This is a genomic window from Umezawaea sp. NPDC059074, from assembly GCF_042738955.1.
GTDB lineage: Bacteria > Actinomycetota > Actinomycetes > Mycobacteriales > Pseudonocardiaceae > Umezawaea.
Window position 1 is genome coordinate 1 of sequence record NZ_JBHYHC010000097.1, and the last position, 18,766, is coordinate 18,766.

The following is an 18,766-nucleotide window of genomic DNA, read 5'->3' on the forward strand; positions in this document are numbered from 1 at the left end:
ACGCCACCCCGGTCCAGGCCGTGGCGGCGACCGTCGGCTCCGACGAGCCGATCGCGATCGTGTCCATGGCGTGCCGCCTGCCCGGCGGCGTGCGGTCGCCGGAAGACCTGTGGGACCTCGTCTCCACCGGCCGGGACGCGATCTCACCGCTGCCGGTCGACCGCGGCTGGGCCGTGCAGGACTTCGACTTCGACGTGGCGGGCGGCGGTTTCGTCGACCACGTCACGGACTTCGACCCGGCGTTCTTCGGCATCTCCCCGCGCGAGGCGCTGGCGATGGACCCGCAGCAGCGCCTACTGCTCGAGACCACGTGGGAGACGGTCGAACGCGCCGGGCTCGACCCCGCCGCGCTGCGCGGCAGTCAGACCGGCGTGTTCATCGGCGGCAGCGCCACGGACTACGGCGACGGCGCCCACATCCCCGACGAACTGGCCGGCCTGCTGCTCACCGGAAGCACCCCCAGCGTGATGTCCGGCCGCATCGCCTACACGTTCGGCCTCGAAGGCCCGGCCATGACGGTCGACACCGCGTGCTCCTCCTCGCTGGTGGCGCTGCACCTGGCCGCGCAGGCGTTGCGCCGCGGCGAGTGCGACCTCGCCCTCGCGGGCGGCGTGATGGTCCTGTCCACGCCTGCCCTGTTCGAGGAGTTCGCCAAGCAGAGCGGGCTGTCCCCCGACGGCCGCTGCAAGGCGTTCTCCGCCGGGGCCGACGGCACCGGGTGGGCCGAGGGCGTCGGCCTGCTGCTGGTCGAACGCCTCTCCGACGCGCAGCGCAACGGCCACGACGTCCTCGCCGTGGTGCGCGGCTCCGCGGTCAACCAGGACGGCGCGTCCAGCACGTTGACCGCTCCCAACGGCCCGTCGCAGCAACGGGTCATCCGCCAGGCGCTGGCCAACTCCGGTCTCACCGCCGCCGACGTCGACGTGGTGGAGGCGCACGGCACCGGCACGCGGCTGGGCGACCCGATCGAGGCCCAGGCCGTGCTCGCGACCTACGGCCAGGACCGCGACCAGCCCGTGCTGCTCGGCTCGCTGAAGTCCAACATCGGCCACGCCCAGTCCGCCGCGGGCGTCGCGGGCGTGATCAAGATGGTGCTGGCGATCCGGCACGGCCTCGCGCCCAAGACGCTGCACGTCGACGAGCCGTCCCCGCACGTGGACTGGACGTCCGGCGCGGTCGAGCTGCTGACCGACGCGCGGGCGTGGCCCGAGCACGACCGGCCGCGCCGCGCGGGCGTGTCGGCGTTCGGCATCGGCGGCACCAACGCGCACCTGATCCTGGAACAAGCGCCACGGGCCACCGCGAAGAAGCCCGAGCGCAAGCCGTTGCCGCTGGTGCCGTTCGTGCTGTCCGCCCGGTCGCCCGAGGCGCTGCGGGCGCAGGCCGACCGCGTGGCCGCGCTCGCGCCGACGACCGACCTCACGGACCTCGGTTTCTCCTTGGCCACCACCAGGTCCCTGTTCGAGCACCGCGCGGTCGTGGTCGCGGGCGACCACGACGAACTGGTCCGCGACCTGGCCACCGTCGAGGCGGCCGAGGCCACGACCGGCGCTCGCCTGGCGGTGCTGTTCACCGGCCAGGGCAGCCAGCGCGTCGGGATGGGTCGTGAACTCCACGCCGCCTACCCGGTGTTCGCCGAGGCGTTCGACGCCGTGTGCGACCGCTTCGACCCCCAGCTCCGCAAGGCGTTGACGGACGCGGACCTGCTCAACCGCACCGAGTTCACCCAGCCCGCCCTGTTCGCCGTCGAGGTCGCCCTCTACCGGCTCGTCGAGTCCTGGGGCGTCACCCCGGACTTCCTCGCGGGCCACTCCATCGGCGAACTCGCCGCCGCGCACGTCGCCGGAGTCCTGTCCCTCGACGACGCCACCACGCTCGTCGCCGCCCGCGGCAAGCTCATGCAGGACCTCCCGACCGGCGGCGCGATGATCGCCTTGCAGGCCACCGAGGACGAGGTCCGACCCCACCTCACGGACCGGTGCTCCCTCGCCGCGATCAACGGCCCCACGTCGGTGGTCGTGTCCGGTGACGAGGACGCGGTCGAGGCGGTCGAGGCGGCGTTCGGCGACCGGAAGTCCAAGCGGCTCACCGTGTCCCACGCGTTCCACTCCCCCCGCATGGACGACATGCTGGAGGAGTTCCAGGTCGTGGCGAAGGGCTTGGCCTACAGCGAACCGCGGATCCCGATCGTGTCGACGCTGACCGGGAAGGTGGTCACCGCCGACGAGATCACCTCGCCGGAGTACTGGACGCGGCACGTCCGCGAGGCCGTCCGGTTCGCCGACGCGGTCACGACGCTGGCCGCCGAGGGCGTCGGCACGTTCCTGGAGCTGGGCCCCGACGGCGTGCTCACGGCCATGGCGGCGGACAACGTCCAGGGGGCGGTGCTGACGTCGGCCCTGCGGGCAGACCGCTCCGAGGCCCGCACGCTGCTGGCGGCGCTGGGCAAGGTCCACGCCTCGGGCGTGACCGTGGACTGGTCGACGATGTTCGACGGGGCCCAGCGCGTGGCCCTGCCGACCTACGCCTTCCAGCACGAGCGCTTCTGGCTCGACGCCCTCCCCGCCGCCACCTCGACCGTCGACGCCCGGTTCTGGGCGGCCGTCGAGCAGCAGGACCTCGCCTCCCTTGCGGGTCTCGACCTGTCCGGCGACCTGCCGCTGCGCGAAGCCCTGCCCGCGCTGTCGACGTGGCGACGCGGCAGCCGTGAACGCTCCACTGTGGACGGCTGGCGCTACCGGACCCGCTGGCAGCCCGTCGATCCCGGCCCTCAGTCGGTGTCGGGCCGGTGGCTGGTCGTCGCGGACGCGCACGACGCCGCCCTGCTCGCGGGTCTCTCGGCGCACGGCCTCGACGTCGTCCCGCTCGACGCGTTCCCCGACCGCGGCGCGCTCGCCGCGTCGATCACCGCGGCGGGACCGGCCGACGGCGTCCTGTTCATCGCCCGCGACCCCGCGGCCACCCTGGTGCTGGTGCAGGCCTTGGGCGACGCGGGCCTCGACGCCCCGCTGTGGTGCCTGACCCGCGGCGCGGTCTCCACCGGCAACGACCACGTGGACCCGGTCAAGGCCGCCGTGTGGGGCATGGGCCGCGTGGTCGCGCTGGAGCACCCGGAACGCTGGGGCGGCCTGGTCGACCTGCCGCCCGCGATGGACGGCGAGGGCCTCGGCAGGCTCGTCGCCGTGCTCGGCGGCGTCGAGGACCAGGTGGCCATCCGGGCGAACGGCGTGTTCGGCCGCAGGCTGGCCCACGCCCCGGCCCGCGAGACCGCGCGGCCGTGGACCCCGAGCGGCACCGCGCTCGTCACGGGCGGCACCGGCGCGCTGGGCGGGCACGTCGCCCGCTGGCTCGCCGCGGAGGGCGTGGACCACCTGGTCCTCACCTCCCGACGCGGTCCGGAGGCACCCGGCGCGGCCGAGCTGTCCGCCGAACTGGAGGCGCTGGGCGCCCGCGTCACGATCGCCGCGTGCGACACGACCGACCGGGCCGCCGTGGCCGCGCTGGTCGCCGAGCACCCGCCGACCGCCGTGTTCCACGCCGCGGGCGCGGAGCTGATCAGGCCGATCCACGAGCACGACACCGCCGAGTTCGACGCCGTGCTGGCCGCCAAGATCACCGGCGCCCGCCACCTCGACGAGCTCGTCGGCGACGTGGAGGCGTTCGTCCTCTTCTCGTCCATCTCGGCCACGTGGGGCAGCGGCGCGCAAGCCGCCTACTCCGCGGCCAACGCCGCGCTGGACGGCCTCGCCGAGGCCCGCTCGGCCCGTGGCGCGACGGCCCTGTCCGTCGCCTGGGGCCCGTGGGCCGGGGGCGGCATGGCGAACGCCGACGCGACCGAACAGCTGCGGCTGCGCGGGGTCGTGGCGCTGCCCGCCGCACGGGCCGTGTCGGCGCTGAAGGAGGCGCTGGCCCAGGGCGACACCACGGTCACCGTCGCCGACGTCGACTGGCCCCGGTTCGCCGCCGTGTTCACCGCGGCCCGCCCGAGCCCGCTGATCGGGGACCTCCCCGAGGTCCAGGAAGTCCCGGCGGCGGCCCCGGACCGCTCGGACCTGCTGGCCGAGCTGGCGGCCCTGACCCCGATGGAGCAGGACCGCCTGCTGATGGACCTGGTGCGCACCCGCGTGGCGGCGGTGCTCGGCCACAGCGGCGTCGAGGCCGTGCAACCGGACCGGGCGTTCGGCGACCTGGGCTTCGACTCGCTCAGCGCCGTCGAGCTGCGCGACGCCCTCGGCGCCGCGACCGGCCTGTCCCTGCCTGCCACGCTCACGTTCGACCACCCCACGTCGACCGCGCTCGTCGAGCACCTGCGCACCGCGCTGAACCTCGACGGGCAGGTCCACACCCCGGTGCTGGACGAGCTGGACCAGTTGGAGAAGGCGTTCACCCGGACCGACCTGGACGGCGACGCGCGCGCCCAGGTCGTCCAGCGCCTGCAGTCCCTGCTGTCCCGCTGCACCCCCAGCGGGGAGGGCGGCGTGAGCATCGTGGACCAGATCGACGCGGCCGACGACGACGAGATGTTCGCCCTCATCGACCAGGAGTTCGGGGCCTAGACGCGGGGTTCCCAGCGGAAGAAGCGGACGGCCAGGCCGCACCCGATCGCGATCCACGCGGCGAGTGCGGCCGCGGCCAGTCCGACGTGGTCGGTCGGGCCGCCCCACGCGGCCTTGACCAGCACCGCGAGCGAGCCGCCCGGCACCAGCAGCATCCGGAGGTCGACGGACTCGGCCACCAGCGGCCAGAGCGCGCCGCCCAGCAGGGCGAAGAAGAACGGGGCGGTGGTGATCTGCGCCAGCTCGGGGGTCGAGGTGAACCCGGTGGTGGCGACACCGATCGCGCAGCACATCGCGGCACCGCCGACGACCGCGAGCACCAGCGGCAGCGGGCGGTCCGGCAGCGGAGCGCCCGCGACCCTCGCCATCCCCAGCAGCACCACGGCCTGCGCGAGGCCGAGCAGGGTCGTCGGCACGAGCAGACCGGTGATCACGACCGGGTCGGACGCCTCGCCGGTGCGCAGCCGCTTGAGGTACAGGTCCTGGCGGCGGGCGACGAGCGAGGTCGTGACGGTCATGTAGACCGTGAACCCGAGCATCATCACCAGCTGCAGCGCGATGGTGAACGTCCAGTCCGACGGGCCGTTCGCCACCAGCAGCGCGCCGATGAGCAGCGGCATCCCCAACGCCAGCGAGGCGGCGGTCTTGTTGCGCAGCAACAACGTCCACTCGGTGCGGCTCAGTGCGAGGATCATCGGGACACCGCTTTCCCGTCGGCCCGGACGGCGTGGAACACGTCGTCGAGCGAGGCGTGGTTGGCCCGCAGGCCGGTCAGGACGCGGCCGTCGGCGCGCGCCCAGTCGAGCAGGTCGCCGAGGTCGCGCTGGAGTTCGGCGGTGCGCACCTCGACGCGGCCGGACGGCTCGTGCACGACGTCGCCGCTGAGCATCGGCAGCACGCCCACGTCGAACCCGGCGGGCACGTCGAAGCCGATCCGCGCGGGCTGCCGGGCCAGCACGTCGGCCACGCGGCCCGCGACGGCGATCCGCCCCCGGTGCATGATCGCGATCCGCTCGGCCAGCGCCTCGGCCTCCTCCAGGTAGTGCGTGGTCAGCACGATCGTCGTGCCGTTCGCCAGCAGGCCGCGCACGACCTCCCACACCCGCAGCCGCGACTCCGGGTCCAGGCCGGTGGTCGGCTCGTCCAGGAACAGCACCTCGGGCCCGCCGAGCGTGGCGAGCAGGAGGTCGAGCCTGCGGCGTTCCCCGCCGGACAGCTGCTTGATCCGCACGTCCCGGCGGTGGCCGAGGTCCAGCGCCTCGATCGCCGCGTCCGCGTCGGACGTGCGGCTGCTGGTCTCCCGCCAGAACGCCACCATCTCCGCGACCGTCAGATCGGCCGGGAACCCGCTGTCCTGCAACATGATCCCGATGCGCGGCCGGATCGCCCGCCGGTCGGCGAGCGGGTCGGCCCCGAGCACGCGGACCACTCCCCCGGACGTCCTCCGCAGCCCCTCGACGGCCTCCAGCGTGGTGGTCTTGCCCGCACCGTTGGTGCCGAGCAGCCCGAACAGCTCCCCGCGGGCCACCTCGAAGTCGACCCCTCGCACGGCCTCGAAGTCCCCGTAGGAGCAGCGCAGCCCCTCGACCTGGATCACCGGATCTCTCATGTCCACCATCGTGGTCACGCGCCCCGCGCGGGCGTAGTGCCGGACAACACCGGTTCTGGTGACATATGTCAGCAGACGCGGACGGCGGGCGGTCCGTAGGTTCGCCTGGTGACCAACCCGATGTCCGGCCTGCGCCACTACACCGTGATCTCGTTGGCCATGGGTCCGGTGATCGTCGTGCTCGGCGGAGCGCTCGACCTGATCGGCAACCGCTACGGCGTCGGCAAGACCATCGCGCTGGCACTCGCGCTGGCCGTGGTCGGGGTGCAGCACACCAGGTACCTGTGGCTGTCCCTGCGCCACGTGCCCGAGGACCGCCGGTGGCTGGAGCACGCCGCCACGTTCGCGGTCGCCCTGGGCTCGTGGGCCGTCGTGGCGGGCAGCGACCCGTCGAGCGGCCTGTGGGTGCTGGTGCCCGCCGCCGTGATCGCGCACGTCGCCATGCTGACGTCGAAGGCCGAGCGCCTCGCCGTCGTGTTCGGCGGCACCGCGGCGACCATCGCGGTCGGGGCGGCGGTCGCGACCGACTTCGCCGCGAGCGACGTGCTCATGATCGCCCTCCTCGTCGGGACGCTGGTGTTCCTGGACGTCACGACGCTGTGGTTCTGGCGGCTGGTCCAAGAACTCGACCGGGCCCGCGACACCGCGAAGGCGCTGGCCGTGGCCGAGGAGCGGTTGCGGTTCGCCGCGGACCTGCACGACATCCAGGGCCACAACCTCCAGGCCATCGCGCTCAAGGGCGAGCTCACCGAACGGCTGATCGGCCGCGACGACGACACCGCGCGCAAGCTCGCGGCCGAGATCGCGGACCTGGCGCGGACGGCGTTGGCCGAGACCCGCGAGGTCGTGCAGGGGTACCGGCGGGCGGACCTGGACACGGAGATCGCCAACGCGGTCGGCATCCTGGAGGCGGTCGGCATCACGACCACGGTCGTCGGCGACGCGAACGAGGTGCCCGAGCCGTTGCGGCAGCTGTTCGGCGCGCTCGTGCGGGAGGGCACGACGAACGTGTTGCGGCACAGCAAGGCCGAGCGGTGCACGGTGCTGATCTCCGTGCGGGAGAGGGAAGTGCGCGTGCGGTTGAGGAACGACGGCGTGACAGGGGTTCCCGAGGAGCGCGACGGGTCCGGACTGGCCGGTCTGCGCGAGCGGTTCGCCACGGTCGGCGGGACGGTCGACGCGGGCGTCGCGGCCCCGAACGGGTTCGAGCTGTCCGGCCGCGTCGAGGTGACCGCGTGATCCGCGTGGTGCTGGCCGACGACGAGGACCTGATCCGCGGCGCGCTGGCGGCGTTGCTGGAACTGGAGGACGACATCACGGTCGTCGCGCAGGTCAGCGACGGCGACGCGGCCGTGAAGGCGGTGCGGGAGCACCGGCCGGACATCGCGGTGTTCGACCTGGAGATGCCGGGCCTCGACGGCGTGCGCGCGGCGGAGGCCGTGCGGGACGTGCCGGACCTCGTCGTGGTGCTCGTGACGCGGCACGCGCGACCGGGCGTGTTGAAGCGCGCGTTGGCCGCCGGGGTGCGGGGTTTCGTGCCGAAGACGACGCCCGCGTCCCGATTGGCGTCGATCCTGCGCGACGTGAAGGCGGGCAGCAGGTACGTGGACTCGGACATCGCGGCGGCGGCGCTCACCGAGGGTGCGTGCCCGCTCACGGCGCGCGAACTCGAGGTGCTGCGCCACGCGCTGCGCGGACAGCCGGTCGCGGGCATCGCGAAGGAGGCGAACCTGGCCGCCGGGACGGTGCGGAACTACCTGTCCTCGGCCATGATCAAGTTGAACGTGAGCACCAGGCACGAAGCCGCGCGACTGGCGTGGGAGGAAGGCTGGATCTGACAGGCCCGGTCCCGAGAGGAGCGGGCCCGCCAGCTCCTCTACCTGCTAAGAACGCTTGCCTTCCATGGCTTCCAACCCGAGCATCTCCAGCAGTCGCTGGCAGTCGTCGGCGTTGTCGGCGTGATCGGCCACCGTGCGGGCGGCCTTGCCGTTCTGGATCACCGTCTGGATCTTCTCGTCGGCGCGTGCCTCGGCCAACCGGTCGCGCTCACGCACAGGTCCGATTCGTCGTTCCGTGATCAAAGGTGCTCCTCATCCGGTTCCGGAATCGCAGCGGGGGAGACGCGATTCCGGTTTGGCGCCCGCCCAACACCAGGTCACGGTATTGGCCGGTACCCACCGAGACTACGCCGTTCAGGCAACGTTGGGCACACCTCTGCTCGGATCGATACCTGAAGAACACCCGATCGCCCGTCACTCCGCGTCCAGGTCGAGGTCCCTCAACCGGCCTCGGGAGGTCACGCCGAGCTTCGGGAACATGCGGTAGAGGTGGGAGCCGACCGTCCGCGGGCTCAGGTGCAGCCGCAGGCCGATCTCGCGGTTGCTGAGGCCCGCCGCGGCCAGTCTGGCGACCTGCAACTCCTGCGGCGTAAGCGTTCCGGTCCCGCGCTGGAACGATCCACCGGCGGCCCGCAGCTCGGACTCGGCGCGGCGGGCCCACGCCGTGGCGCCGAGTCCGCCGTACAGCTCGGCCGCGGCCCTCAACTGCACGCGCGCGTCGACCCCGCGACGCTCGCGGCGCAGCCATTCCCCGTAGTGCAGGTGGGTTCGCGCGCGGACGAACGGCCGATCCCGGCCATCCTCAGTGGACAGTGCGCCGAGGAAGTGCGGCTCCGGGTCGTCGGAGAGCAGCGCGCGGCAGTGGTGCAGCCGCTCCCGCGTCCACACCCGGTCGCCCGCCCACTTCTCGAACCACTCGACCCGCTCCCACGCGACCTCGGGCCTGCCGAGGCGCAGCGCGGCCTCGACCACGTCGGTCAGCGCGCCGAGCGTCATCAACGGCTGCACGCCCAGATCGACCAGTCTGCCGAGCGCCTCGGCGTCACCGCCGTCGACGAGCGCCAGGTGACCGAGCGCCGCGTGCGCCATCGCCACCGCCGTGTGCTGCCGCAGCGGCACGGCGATGGCCAGCGCGCGATCGGTGTGCCGCACGCACTCCTCGGTCTCCCCGCGCGCGGCGGCGAACCGCGCGAGCACGGCGAGCAGGTTGGCCCGCCACCCGCGCTGGCCGGTCTCGTGGGAGAACCGGACGCCCTCCTCGGCGTGCGCGATCCCCGAGTCCCACAACCCGAGCCGGAAGTCGATGTCCGCCTGGTAGTAGTGGAGTTCCGGGATCGCCCCCGTCGCCGCCACGGCCCGCAGCTTGCTGCCCGCGAGTTCCGCGAGCTTGCGGGCCTCCCGCTGGTCGGGGCCCAGCCAGCCGATCACCGTCGCCCACATCCACGTGCGGCCGCCGCTCTCCGGGTGGGACGCGGCCAGGTCGCCCGGCAGGTCCCACAGCTCGGCGGAGCCGATCGCCCCGTCCACCAGCGCTCGCGCGGCCCTCAGCGTGGCGGGCGCGCAGGGGAGTTCGAAGATCCGTTCGGTGGCCGCCCGAGCGGCGATCATGTCGCCCGCCAGGAACGCGGCCGACGACGCCAGCGTGAACGTCCACGCGGCCTCCTCCGGATCGTCGCCCGCCAGGAGTTCGCCGCACCGCAGCAGGTGCGCGTGCGCCACGGCCGGATCGCCGTCGTAGAGCTCGATGGTGCCGTTGAGCTGCGCCAGCACGACCGCCGGTACGGGGTCGGCCATCACCTCGTCGACCAGCGTCCTGGCGACGTCGGGCTGACCGGAGTTCAGCGCCACGAACGCCGCCGTGACCAGCCTGCGCCGCCGCCCGTCCGCGGTGCCGCTCAGCTGCGCGGCCCGGCGGAGCACGGACACCGCGGCCGCTTCCCCGCCTCGGCGGCGAGCGGCGTCCGCGCCCCGTTCCACGGCCTCGGCCAGCCGTTCGTCCGGCGCGGTCGCGGCGACGGCCCGGTGCCAGGTGGCGCGGTCGGGGTGCGCTCCCAACTGGTCCGCGATGGCCAAGTGCGCGGCCCGGCGGCGGTGGAACGTGGCGTCGGCGTACACCGCCGACCGCACCAGCGGGTGCCGGAACCGCAGCTCCGCGCCGACCACGGCGAGCAGCCCGGAGTCCTCGACGGCGCCGAGCGCGTCGTCGGGCAGCCCGAGCCGCGCCGCCGCGCCCAGCACCGTGTCCAGCGACCCGGTGTCCTCCGCGGCGGCCACCAGCAGCAGATCCCGCGCAGGCGCGGGCAGCGCCTCCACCCGCCGGAGAAAAGCCTTGCGCACCCGGCTCCCCAGCGGCACGGTCCCGGTGAGCGCGAAGTCCGCGACGAGCTGCCGCGGATCACCGCCGTCCGCGAGTTCCAGCAACGCCAACGGGTTCCCGCCGGTCGCCGCGAGCACGGCGTCGTTCGGCCGGTCCCACCCGCGCTCCGCCAGCAGCCGCGCCGCGTCCGATTTCGCCAGTCCCTCCAGCGACAGCTCCGGCAGGTCCGAAGTGTCCACTGTGGAGTCCCGAACGGCCAGCAGCACCGCGATCCGGTCCGCCGCCAGCCTGCGACAGCAGAACAGCAGGGCCGCCGACGACGCCCGGTCCAGCCACTGGAGGTCGTCCACCACCACGAGCAGCGGCTCCTCGGCCGCGGCCGCGGCGAGCAGGCCCACCAACGCCGCCGACACGACGAAGTCGGACGCCACCCCGTCCACGACCCCGAGCGCACCGCGCAGCGCGTCGGCCTGCGCGGCGGGCAGGCCGTCGACGTGCCGCAGCACCGGCCGCACGAGCTGGTGCACCCCGCTGAACGCCTGCGCCACCTCGGATTCCACGCCCGCGCAGCTCAGCACGCGCATCCCGTCGGCCCTCGCGACGGTGTCGCGCAGCAACGCGCTCTTCCCGATCCCGGCTTCGCCGCGCAGCACCAGCACACGACCGCGGCCCGCCCGCGCGTCGGCCAGCAGACCGGCGATGGCGTCCCGCTCGGCCCGGCGCCCGTGGATCACGCCCCCGACTGTAGTGCCGACTGCAGTCGTTCCGACCGAAGCGCGCGACCCGCCCCGACGGCGACGCTGTCCCCCTGACCGAGGGGGATGGACATGACCACCGACACGACGTTCTGGCGCCGCCCGTGGATAGCGCCGCTGCTGTTCCTGACCGTGGCCTTCCTGGCCTTCTCGCTGCCCCCGTACCTGACCCTGGACCCGGCCCAGTCCAGGCTCCCGGTCCGCGAGGGCGCGCCGCTGCACTACCCGGCGCTGGTCCTGCACATCTTCTTCGGCTCGGTGGCGCTGCTCGCGAGCTGCTTCCAGGTGTGGCCGTGGTTCCGCGGCCGGTACCCGGCGATCCACCGCCGCGTCGGCAGGCTGTACGTGTTCGCGGGCGTCCTCCCGGCGTCGCTCCTGGCGATCCCCGTGTCCGTCTACGGCCACACCGGGTTCGTCGGCGCCACCGGCAACCTGATGCTGTCGTTCCTCTGGCTGACCACGACCGTCGCCGGCTTCCGGATGGCCCGCCAGCGGCGCTTCCAGGAGCACCGCCGGTGGATGATCCGCAGCTTCGCGCTGGGCATGTCCATCGTGGTCAACCGCCTGTGGGGCGTCCTGCTGGCCTTCCTGGTCGTCCCACTCCTGGCCACCACCCCCGCCGAAACCGAGGCGTTGTCCGGCCAGGCGTTCGCCGCGAGCGTGTGGCTCAGCTGGGTCGTGAACGCCGTGATCGCCGAGTGGTGGATCGAACGCACCCGCAAGCGCTCCCGAACCCCTCGACAGGCGGTGCCCGTTTCGTAGTAGTCTGCCCGCACTCAAACTTGAATACGAGGGCCTGCCGTGACCGAGAAGACCATCCCGATCCTGCCCTGCCGCTCGATCGACGACGTCCTGGCGTTCTACGAGGCCATCGGCTTCGAGGTGACGTACCGCCAGACGAGCCCGAACACCTTCGCGATCGTCCGGCGCGGCGAGATCGAACTCCAGTTCTTCGTCCTGAAAGCCGTCGATCCGGCCAACTCCTACAGCACCTGCTACGTCATCACGACCGACGTGGACGCCCTGTACCAGGCGTTCCGCGACGGCATCAAGAAGGCCACCGGCCGCGTCCCGCTCCGCGGCGTCCCCCGCATCGGCGCGCTGAAGGACATGTCCTACGGGGTCCGCCAGTTCGTGATGACGGACCCCGGCGGCAACATGATCCGCATCGGCCAACCGATCACCACGACCGCCACCCCGCCCAAATCCCGTCTGGACCGCGCCCTGGCCACCGCGATCCTGCTGGGGGACTCCAAGGAAGACCCGAGGGCGGCGGCGAAAACCCTGGACCGCGCCCTCTCCGCCACCACCGACGCGGACCCGACGACCAGCTACCGGGCACTCGTCTTCCGGGCGGACCTGGCCCTGCGCCTGGGCGACCGAGCGGAGGCCTCGACGTTCCTGGCCTCGGCGACCTCGGTCTCCCTGACCCCGGAAGACCGCACCGCCCTGACCGACGACCTCACCCGCGCCCAGGACCTCCGCACCGAACTGGCCGCCCCCTGAGCCTCACACCACCCTCTGCCGCTCCGCGATCCAGGTGGCGATCTGCGTCCGGGAGCTGAACCCCAGCTTCTGCAAGATCCTCTCCACGTGACCTTCGGCGGTCCGCCGGGCGATCACCAACCGCACGGCGATGTCCTTGTTCGACAACCCCCCGGCCACCAGGTCGGCCACTTCCTGCTCCCGCCGGGTCAACGGCGTCGGAGGAGGCGCCTCCACCACGACCGGCTCCTCCTCCAACGCGAACCCGACGGCCTCCTCCGACCCGAAGGCCATCCCCTGCCGCAGGGCCACCCCGAACGCCCGCTCCCCCAACACCCCGATGGCCGCGCGCTCGCACACCCCGTGCGGCGCCCCGAAATACCGGGACCCGAACATCGGATAGCCCACCGAAGACCAGATCTCGTGCGCCGCCCCCAACAACACCGCCGCCCGTGACGCGCCCCCCCGAGCCGCCGCGTTCCACGCCAGCACCTCGACGGCCAGCACGAGCCCCAGCAGGTCGTTGAAGCCCCTCTTCACCCGCAGGCACTCCCGCGCCAACGCCTCCGACGCGGCGAAGTCGCCCCGCGCGAACGCGCACATCGCCAACACCCACGTCGCGTACGCCGTGGCCCACTGCTCCCCGTACCGCTCCCCCAACTCCCGAGCCTCGGCGCACAACTCCGCGGCCCGGTCGAAGTCCCCCTGGAACACGGCCACGACTCCCAGCTCGATCCGAGCCAGCAGCACGTTGCTGTTCAGCAGCCCCAACTTCCAGTACCGGTCCCAGGACTCCTCGAACAACGAGGCGGCCCGGTCCAGCTCGTCCCCGATCAACTTCGTGCAGGCCAACCGGTGCGTCGAGTAGGCCAGCGCGGACTCGTCCCCCACCTCGCGCGCGTACTCCCGACACTCCTCCAACATCCCCACGGCAGCGCCCAGATCCCCCTGCACGGTGGCCAGGTACCCGCCCACCCACAGCACCTTCGCCCGCTCGGCCCCAGGTGCGCACGCCAACCCCAGGACCCGGTCCACCCACCGCCGTCCCTCCCCCAGCGCCCCGCACCCGGCCCAGTAGAACCACAACGTCCCCACCAGGTGCAGCCCCACCACGTGCCCGGCCGCGGACCCCAGGCAGTGGTCCAGCGCCACCCGCAGGTTCGCGTGCTCCACCCGCATCCGCGCCTGCACGTCGGGCTGCGACGGCCCGAACCACTCCCGTTCCCCCCGCTCCGCGAGCGCCACGAAGTGGTCCCGGTGCCGCCGCCGCAACGACTCCTCCTCGTCCACGGCCCGCAACCGGTCCCGCCCGAACTGCCGCAACGGCTCCAGCAACCGGAACCGCACCCCGTCGACCCCCTGCTCCCCGATCAGCACGGACCGGTCGACCAGCCCGCTGAGCACCTCGAGCGACCCGTCGCACACCTCCGCGGCGGCCTCCAGCCCGAAGCTCCCGGCGAACACCGACACCCGCCGCCACAGGTTCTGCTCGGCCTCCGTGCACAGCGCGTAGCTCCACTCGACGGCGGCCCGCAACGTCTGGTGCCGCGGCACCCCACCACGCCGTCCGGCCGCCAACAGCCGGTACGTGTCGTGCAGCCCGTCCCGCAGCAGTTCCAACGGCAGCAGCCGCACCCGCACCGCGGCCAGTTCGATCGCCAGCGGGATCCCGCCGAGGAGGTGGCAGATCTCCGCCACCAGCATCTCGTTGGCCGCCGTCAGCGCGAACTCCGGCGACACCGCCGCGGCGCGTTCCGCGAACAGCTCCAACGCCGGGTACGACACCCCGCGCGGCGGCTCCTGCGGGTCGGGCAGCCCCAGCGGCGCCACCTGCCACAGGTGCTCGCCCTCGACGTCCAACCGCTCCCGGCTGGTGGCCAGCACCCGCAGGCCGGGCGCGACCCGCAGCAACGTGTCCGCCAGGGCCGCGACGGCGTCGAGCAGGTGTTCGCAGCCGTCCACCACGACCAGCGCCTGCCGGTCCCGCAGGTGCTCCACCAGCACGGACGTCTGGTCGCGCCCGGTGTCGTCGTGCGCGCCGAGCGCCCCGAGGACCGTGTGCGCCAGCAGGTCGGCGTCGACGATGTGGGCGAGTTCGACGAACCACACCCCGTCGGTGAACGCCCGGCGCAGGTCCGCCGCCGCGTGCAGCGCCAGCCGCGTCTTGCCGACGCCGCCGACCCCGGTCAGGGTGACCAGCCTCGCCTTCGCCAGCAGCCGTTTGACCTCGGCCACGTCGTGCTTGCGGCCGACGAACCCCGTGGTGCTGGCGGGGAGGTTGCCGACCTGCCCGGACCGGGCGAAAGCTCCCACGCCGGCACCATAGGGTCGGCCGGACAGCGGGTCAATCCGGTGTTCCGGTAGCTCTGGGCAACACGGGTAATTACCCCCTAGCCCGCGCGCGGACCCCGGCGGACCCTGCGGTGATGGGAGCCGAGGACGAGCTGCGCATCACCACCGGGCACCGCGAGGGCGTGCTGGTGGTGACCGTCGAGGGCAGGCTCGACTGGTCCACCTACCTGCGCGTCCAGGACGAGCTGCTGGACCACGCGGGCCGCGAACCGCTCGGCGTCGTCGTGGAGATCGACGGCCTGGCCGTCCGCTCCCCCGTGCTGCTGGTGGCGTTCGACATCGTCTGGACGTCCGCCGCCCGCTGGCCCGGCACCCCATTGATGATGGTCGTCAGCAATCCGGCGATCACCGACCTGCTCGACGCCAGGGGCCTGCCGCGCCACATGCCGAGGTTCCGCACGACCGAGGAGGCGCTGGCCGCCGTCGTCGTGCTGCGGCACGGCGACCAGGTCGACGCCCCGCTGCCCACGTGCCGCTGCCAGCCCCACGTGGCCGAGGAGATCACCGAACGCGCGTGCCGCCGCTGGGGCGTGTCGTCCCTGCTGGAGATCGCGCCACAGGTCGCGGCGGAGATGGTCAGCCACACCGACGACGACACCTCCGCCAGCCTGGTGCTGCGCCGCCGCGACCGCGAGCTGTCGATCGGCGTCCGCACCTCCACCAGGCTCGCCACCGGCGAACGCCTGACGCTGCGGCACAACATCGCGTCCATCGCGGTCTGCGACTTCCGCATGGGCGAGACCAGGATCGGCTCCGACCGCATGGTCCTGTGGACCGTCCTGGACATCCCGACCGGTCAGCCCGCCATCGCCAACTGAGTTCCTCCGGGCAAAGGGAACGGGGTGCGACCACGGATGGTCGCACCCCGTTCCCCCCACCGATTCAGCGATGCAGGGGCTGGATCAGCAGTACAGGTTGTTGCCCGCCGTGGTGCCGAGGATCTGCACGAAGCGGTTGTAGGCGTCGACCCGGCTCTGCACCTGGGCCGGGTTGCGGCCGCCGCACTCGAGGCTGCCGTTGATGCTGCGGATCGTCTCGCCGAAGCCGGCGCCGTTGACCATCGCGTTGTGCGGGGTCATCGTGCCGGGGCCGGACTGCGTGTTCCAGTACCAGAGGCCGGTCTTCCAGGCGACCGACGCGTTGCGCTCGACCTGGTACGGGTCGGCCAGCAGGTTGATGCCCAGCGCGTCACCGGCGGCCTTGTAGTTGAAGTTCCAGCTCAGCTGGATCGGCCCGCGGCCGTAGTACGCCGCGTTGCCCGCCGGGCAGCCGTAGGACTGGCTGGTGTCGCAGTAGTGCGGGTAGTTCGCGGTGTTCTGCTCCACGATGTAGACCAGTCCGCCGGTCTCGTGGTTCACGTTCGCCAGGAACGCCGCGGCTTCCTGCCTCTTCACGGTGTCGCTGCCCGAGTTCGCGAAGCCGGGGTAGGCGCTCAGCGCCGCCGTGAGACCGCTGTAGGTGTAGAAGCCGTTGCGGCCGGGGAACATCTGGTTGAACTGCGCCTCGGAGACGACGAACCCACCGTTGCCGGGCGGGTTGGTGGGCGGGGTCGTGCCGCCACCGCAGGTGAAGGGGTCCCAGAACCAGGTGCTGATGACGGGGTCGTAGCCGGGGTTGTCGTGCTCGGCGATGTAGTAGTTGCCGTCGGTGTAGCGCACGATGTTGCCCGTGACGTAGTTCCGACCCGCGGCCCAGTTCGGGTAGTTGCAGGTGGGCGTCGTGCCACCGCCACCGCAGGTGCCCTGGTCAGACCACACGTTGTTGGTGCCGGGAGCCTCGTTCTGCGTCCACCACTGCGCGAGCCAGTTGTGGCTGTTGTAGGAGGCCGTCATGCCGCCCGTGTAGACCGATCCGGAATTCCACGCGGCGGCGCAGCTGGCTGCCGTCGCCGAGGAGGTCGGCAGGACGACCGCCAGCACCGTCGCACAGGCCACCGCGACGAACGCGGCGAGAATACGAAGCCTCGACATTGATCACTCCTCCGTGCGGTTTACGCAGGGCCGCACACATTGACGACAAGACCGATTCCGGGGCATGCCGACCAAGCCGACGAGTCGGCTTGCTGGGATGACGCCTGTGACCGGTGCCACAGTGAACCGCAGGTGGTATAGACCAGTCAAGGGTTTAGACCATTTTCCGACCAGCATCGTCCATGATCTTCAGGAATGTGAACCCGCTGGTCCCAGCCCCGCCGCAGCGAACAAACGGTTGCAGCAGGTGTTCGGGGCACTACGTGGCGTCGACCACACCTGACCCATGCACCGAAGGTGAACCCCTGCCCACCGGAACCAAGAAGTCCACGACACCGTGTTCGACGCTCAAGCGAGCACGGTGACCGACCGCGCCCCGAGAAGAGCGTTGGCGTGGTTGACGAAGACCGGCCACGACTCCCCGCCGAGCCGAGTCTTCGGCGATCCGTCGAGCACCTGCCCTCTAGAGCCCCTTGGCCGCGTCGTACCGGGCGTTGGCCTCCATGACCTCCGGCATCTGCGACTCCACGAAGTCGATCAACCCCATCAACAGCTCGGCGGTCTTGGCGCCGCTCTCCGTCAGGCTGTACTCGACCTTCGGCGGGATGGTCGGCTGCGCGTCCCGCCGCACGAACCCGTCCCGCTCCAGGGCTTGCAACGTCTGGGCCAGCATCTTCTCGCTCACCCCACCCACCCGGCGGCGCAGCGCGTTGAACCGCAGCGTGCCGTCGCGCAGCGCGGCCATCGCCAGGATCCCCCAACGACCGGTCACGTGCTCCAGCGTCACCCGCGAGGTGCACGCCTGGGCGAACACGTCGAACACCAGCCGCGCGTGCTCGTCGTCCACCCGACCAGGCGCTTCACTCATGCCTCACACGGTACCCGGCACACAGCACTAACCCACGTGACTGCACTCACTTGGAGTTGGCACTTTCTAGAAGTTAGTGCAATCTGCAAGTAAGCAAGAAGTCCACCGCACGAGGAGCAGCACATGATCGTCGTCACCGGAGCAACCGGCCAGCTGGGCACCTTGGTCATCGAGGGCCTGCTGCGCAAGCTCCCCGCCTCCGAGATCGTCGCCGCCGTCAGGACCCCGTCGAAGGCCACCCACCTGGGCGTTCCCGTCCGCGAGGCCAACTACGACGACGAGGCCAGCCTCGTGCGCGCGTTCCAGGGCGCGGACAAGGTCCTGCTCATCTCCGGCTCGGAGGTCGGCAAGCGCGTCGCCCAGCACCAGGCAGTGATCAACGCGGCCAAAGAGGCGGGCGTACCCCACCTGCTCTACACCAGCATCCTGTTCGCCGACACGACCACCATGCTCCTGGCGGGCGAGCACAAGGCCACGGAAGACAACATCAAGGCCTCAGGCATCCCGTACACGTTCCTCCGCAACGGCTGGTACACCGAGAACTACGCCCAGTCCATCACCCAGGCCGTGGAAACCGGCTCCTTCACCGGCAGCGCAGGCACCGGCAAGGTAGGCGCCACCACCCGAGCCGACTACGCGGACGCCGCGGTAGCCGCCCTCACGACCGACGGCCACGAGGGCAAGGCCTACGAACTGGCAGCAGACACCCCGTGGTCTTACACCGACCTAGCAGCAGAACTCACCAAGGCAACCGGCAAGCCCATCACCTACGAAAACCTCACCACGCCCCAGCACGTGGAAGCCCTAACCACCGCAGGCGTCCCAGAAGCCTTCGCCACCATCCTCGCCGACTCAGACCGCGGCATCGCAGACGGCGAACTGGCAACAACCACCCACCACCTCAGCACCCTCATCGGCAAGCCCACGACCTCCCTCAACGACGCGGTAGCCCAAATCCTCAAGGGCTGACACCAGCCACCAATGGCCGCCTCCGTCCACCGGTGGCGGCCATTGCG

14 protein-coding genes are annotated in these 18,766 nt (G+C 72.1%); 7 read left to right on the top strand and 7 right to left on the bottom strand.

Going from position 1 to position 18,766, the window contains the following annotated elements:
• Positions 1-4,556: type I polyketide synthase (locus ACFWW9_RS32705; protein WP_390385951.1), on the top strand; the 4,556-nt coding region annotated here is incomplete at its 5' end.
• On the opposite strand, the gene ACFWW9_RS32710 is transcribed toward ACFWW9_RS32705, so the two are convergent.
• Positions 4,553-5,251 carry an ABC transporter permease gene (locus ACFWW9_RS32710; protein WP_390385953.1) on the bottom strand — a complete coding sequence of 233 codons (699 nt, stop codon included), beginning with the start codon at positions 5,249-5,251 and terminating at the stop codon, positions 4,553-4,555. The genes ACFWW9_RS32705 and ACFWW9_RS32710 overlap by 4 nt on opposite strands.
• Entirely contained in the window at positions 5,248-6,165 is a 918-nt protein-coding gene (locus tag ACFWW9_RS32715; RefSeq protein WP_390385955.1) for an ABC transporter ATP-binding protein, read from the bottom strand. Before ACFWW9_RS32715 ends, ACFWW9_RS32710 begins: the two co-directional genes overlap by 4 nt.
• 108 nt (positions 6,166-6,273) lie before the next feature.
• Here ACFWW9_RS32715 and ACFWW9_RS32720 point away from each other — a divergent pair, with 108 nt between their 5' ends.
• Both ACFWW9_RS32720 and ACFWW9_RS32725 read left to right on the top strand, forming a co-directional pair.
• Complete coding sequence (locus ACFWW9_RS32720; protein ID WP_390385957.1) at positions 6,274-7,404, top strand: sensor histidine kinase; 1,131 nt, start codon at positions 6,274-6,276, stop codon at positions 7,402-7,404.
• Positions 7,401-8,003 carry a DNA-binding response regulator gene (locus ACFWW9_RS32725; protein ID WP_390385959.1) on the top strand — a complete coding sequence of 201 codons (603 nt, stop codon included), beginning with the start codon at positions 7,401-7,403 and terminating at the stop codon, positions 8,001-8,003. The genes ACFWW9_RS32720 and ACFWW9_RS32725 overlap by 4 nt, the downstream gene beginning before the upstream one ends.
• A 45-nt stretch (positions 8,004-8,048) precedes the next feature.
• On the opposite strand, the gene ACFWW9_RS32730 is transcribed toward ACFWW9_RS32725, so the two are convergent.
• Together ACFWW9_RS32730 and ACFWW9_RS32735 are read right to left on the bottom strand one after the other, a co-directional pair.
• The gene (locus tag ACFWW9_RS32730; RefSeq protein WP_259621905.1) at positions 8,049-8,246 is read right to left on the bottom strand and encodes a hypothetical protein; all 198 of its coding nucleotides are present in this window, start codon (positions 8,244-8,246) and stop codon (positions 8,049-8,051) included.
• A gap of 171 nt (positions 8,247-8,417) precedes the next feature.
• Positions 8,418-11,054 carry an ATP-binding protein gene (locus ACFWW9_RS32735; RefSeq protein ID WP_390385962.1) on the bottom strand — a complete coding sequence of 879 codons (2,637 nt, stop codon included), beginning with the start codon at positions 11,052-11,054 and terminating at the stop codon, positions 8,418-8,420.
• A 93-nt stretch (positions 11,055-11,147) separates the two neighbouring features.
• Between ACFWW9_RS32735 and ACFWW9_RS32740 the strand changes: the two genes are divergently transcribed.
• Together ACFWW9_RS32740 and ACFWW9_RS32745 are read left to right on the top strand one after the other, a co-directional pair.
• Positions 11,148-11,837: a DUF2306 domain-containing protein gene (locus ACFWW9_RS32740; RefSeq protein ID WP_390385964.1), complete on the top strand. Its 690-nt coding sequence runs from the start codon at positions 11,148-11,150 to the stop codon at positions 11,835-11,837.
• 39 nt (positions 11,838-11,876) lie between these two features.
• Positions 11,877-12,581 carry a bleomycin resistance protein gene (locus tag ACFWW9_RS32745; protein ID WP_390385966.1) on the top strand — a complete coding sequence of 235 codons (705 nt, stop codon included), beginning with the start codon at positions 11,877-11,879 and terminating at the stop codon, positions 12,579-12,581.
• Positions 12,582-12,584: 3 nt separating this feature from the next.
• Here ACFWW9_RS32745 and ACFWW9_RS32750 read toward each other — a convergent pair whose 3' ends face one another.
• Positions 12,585-14,873 (bottom strand): ATP-binding protein, encoded by a 2,289-nt coding sequence (locus ACFWW9_RS32750; RefSeq protein ID WP_390385968.1) that lies wholly within the window; start codon positions 14,871-14,873, stop codon positions 12,585-12,587.
• A gap of 113 nt (positions 14,874-14,986) precedes the next feature.
• Between ACFWW9_RS32750 and ACFWW9_RS32755 the strand changes: the two genes are divergently transcribed.
• Positions 14,987-15,730 (top strand): hypothetical protein, encoded by a 744-nt coding sequence (locus ACFWW9_RS32755; RefSeq protein ID WP_390385970.1) that lies wholly within the window; start codon positions 14,987-14,989, stop codon positions 15,728-15,730.
• 84 nt (positions 15,731-15,814) lie between these two features.
• Here the strand turns inward: ACFWW9_RS32755 and ACFWW9_RS32760 are convergent, their stop codons facing one another.
• The gene (locus ACFWW9_RS32760) at positions 15,815-16,882 is read right to left on the bottom strand and encodes a glycoside hydrolase family 19 protein (protein ID WP_390385972.1); all 1,068 of its coding nucleotides are present in this window, start codon (positions 16,880-16,882) and stop codon (positions 15,815-15,817) included.
• Between the two features lie 463 nt (positions 16,883-17,345).
• The gene (locus tag ACFWW9_RS32765) at positions 17,346-17,750 is read right to left on the bottom strand and encodes a winged helix-turn-helix transcriptional regulator (RefSeq protein WP_390385974.1); all 405 of its coding nucleotides are present in this window, start codon (positions 17,748-17,750) and stop codon (positions 17,346-17,348) included.
• Between the two features lie 123 nt (positions 17,751-17,873).
• Here ACFWW9_RS32765 and ACFWW9_RS32770 point away from each other — a divergent pair, with 123 nt between their 5' ends.
• Positions 17,874-18,719, top strand: coding sequence for an SDR family oxidoreductase (locus ACFWW9_RS32770; RefSeq protein WP_390385976.1), 846 nt, complete (start codon positions 17,874-17,876; stop codon positions 18,717-18,719).
• Positions 18,720-18,766: the final 47 nt, after the last annotated feature.

Bases quoted from the DNA above. Each gene is read 5' to 3' on its own strand.
- ACFWW9_RS32770 (WP_390385976.1), top strand. From the start codon at position 17,874: ATGATCGTCGTCACCGGAGCAACCGGCCAGCTGGGCACCTTGGTCATC.
- ACFWW9_RS32715 (WP_390385955.1), bottom strand. From the start codon at position 6,165: ATGAGAGATCCGGTGATCCAGGTCGAGGGGCTGCGCTGCTCCTACGGG.
- ACFWW9_RS32765 (WP_390385974.1), bottom strand. From the start codon at position 17,750: ATGAGTGAAGCGCCTGGTCGGGTGGACGACGAGCACGCGCGGCTGGTG.
- ACFWW9_RS32740 (WP_390385964.1), top strand. From the start codon at position 11,148: ATGACCACCGACACGACGTTCTGGCGCCGCCCGTGGATAGCGCCGCTG.
- ACFWW9_RS32755 (WP_390385970.1), top strand. From the start codon at position 14,987: ATGGGAGCCGAGGACGAGCTGCGCATCACCACCGGGCACCGCGAGGGC.
- ACFWW9_RS32760 (WP_390385972.1), bottom strand. From the start codon at position 16,882: ATGTCGAGGCTTCGTATTCTCGCCGCGTTCGTCGCGGTGGCCTGTGCG.
- ACFWW9_RS32710 (WP_390385953.1), bottom strand. From the start codon at position 5,251: ATGATCCTCGCACTGAGCCGCACCGAGTGGACGTTGTTGCTGCGCAAC.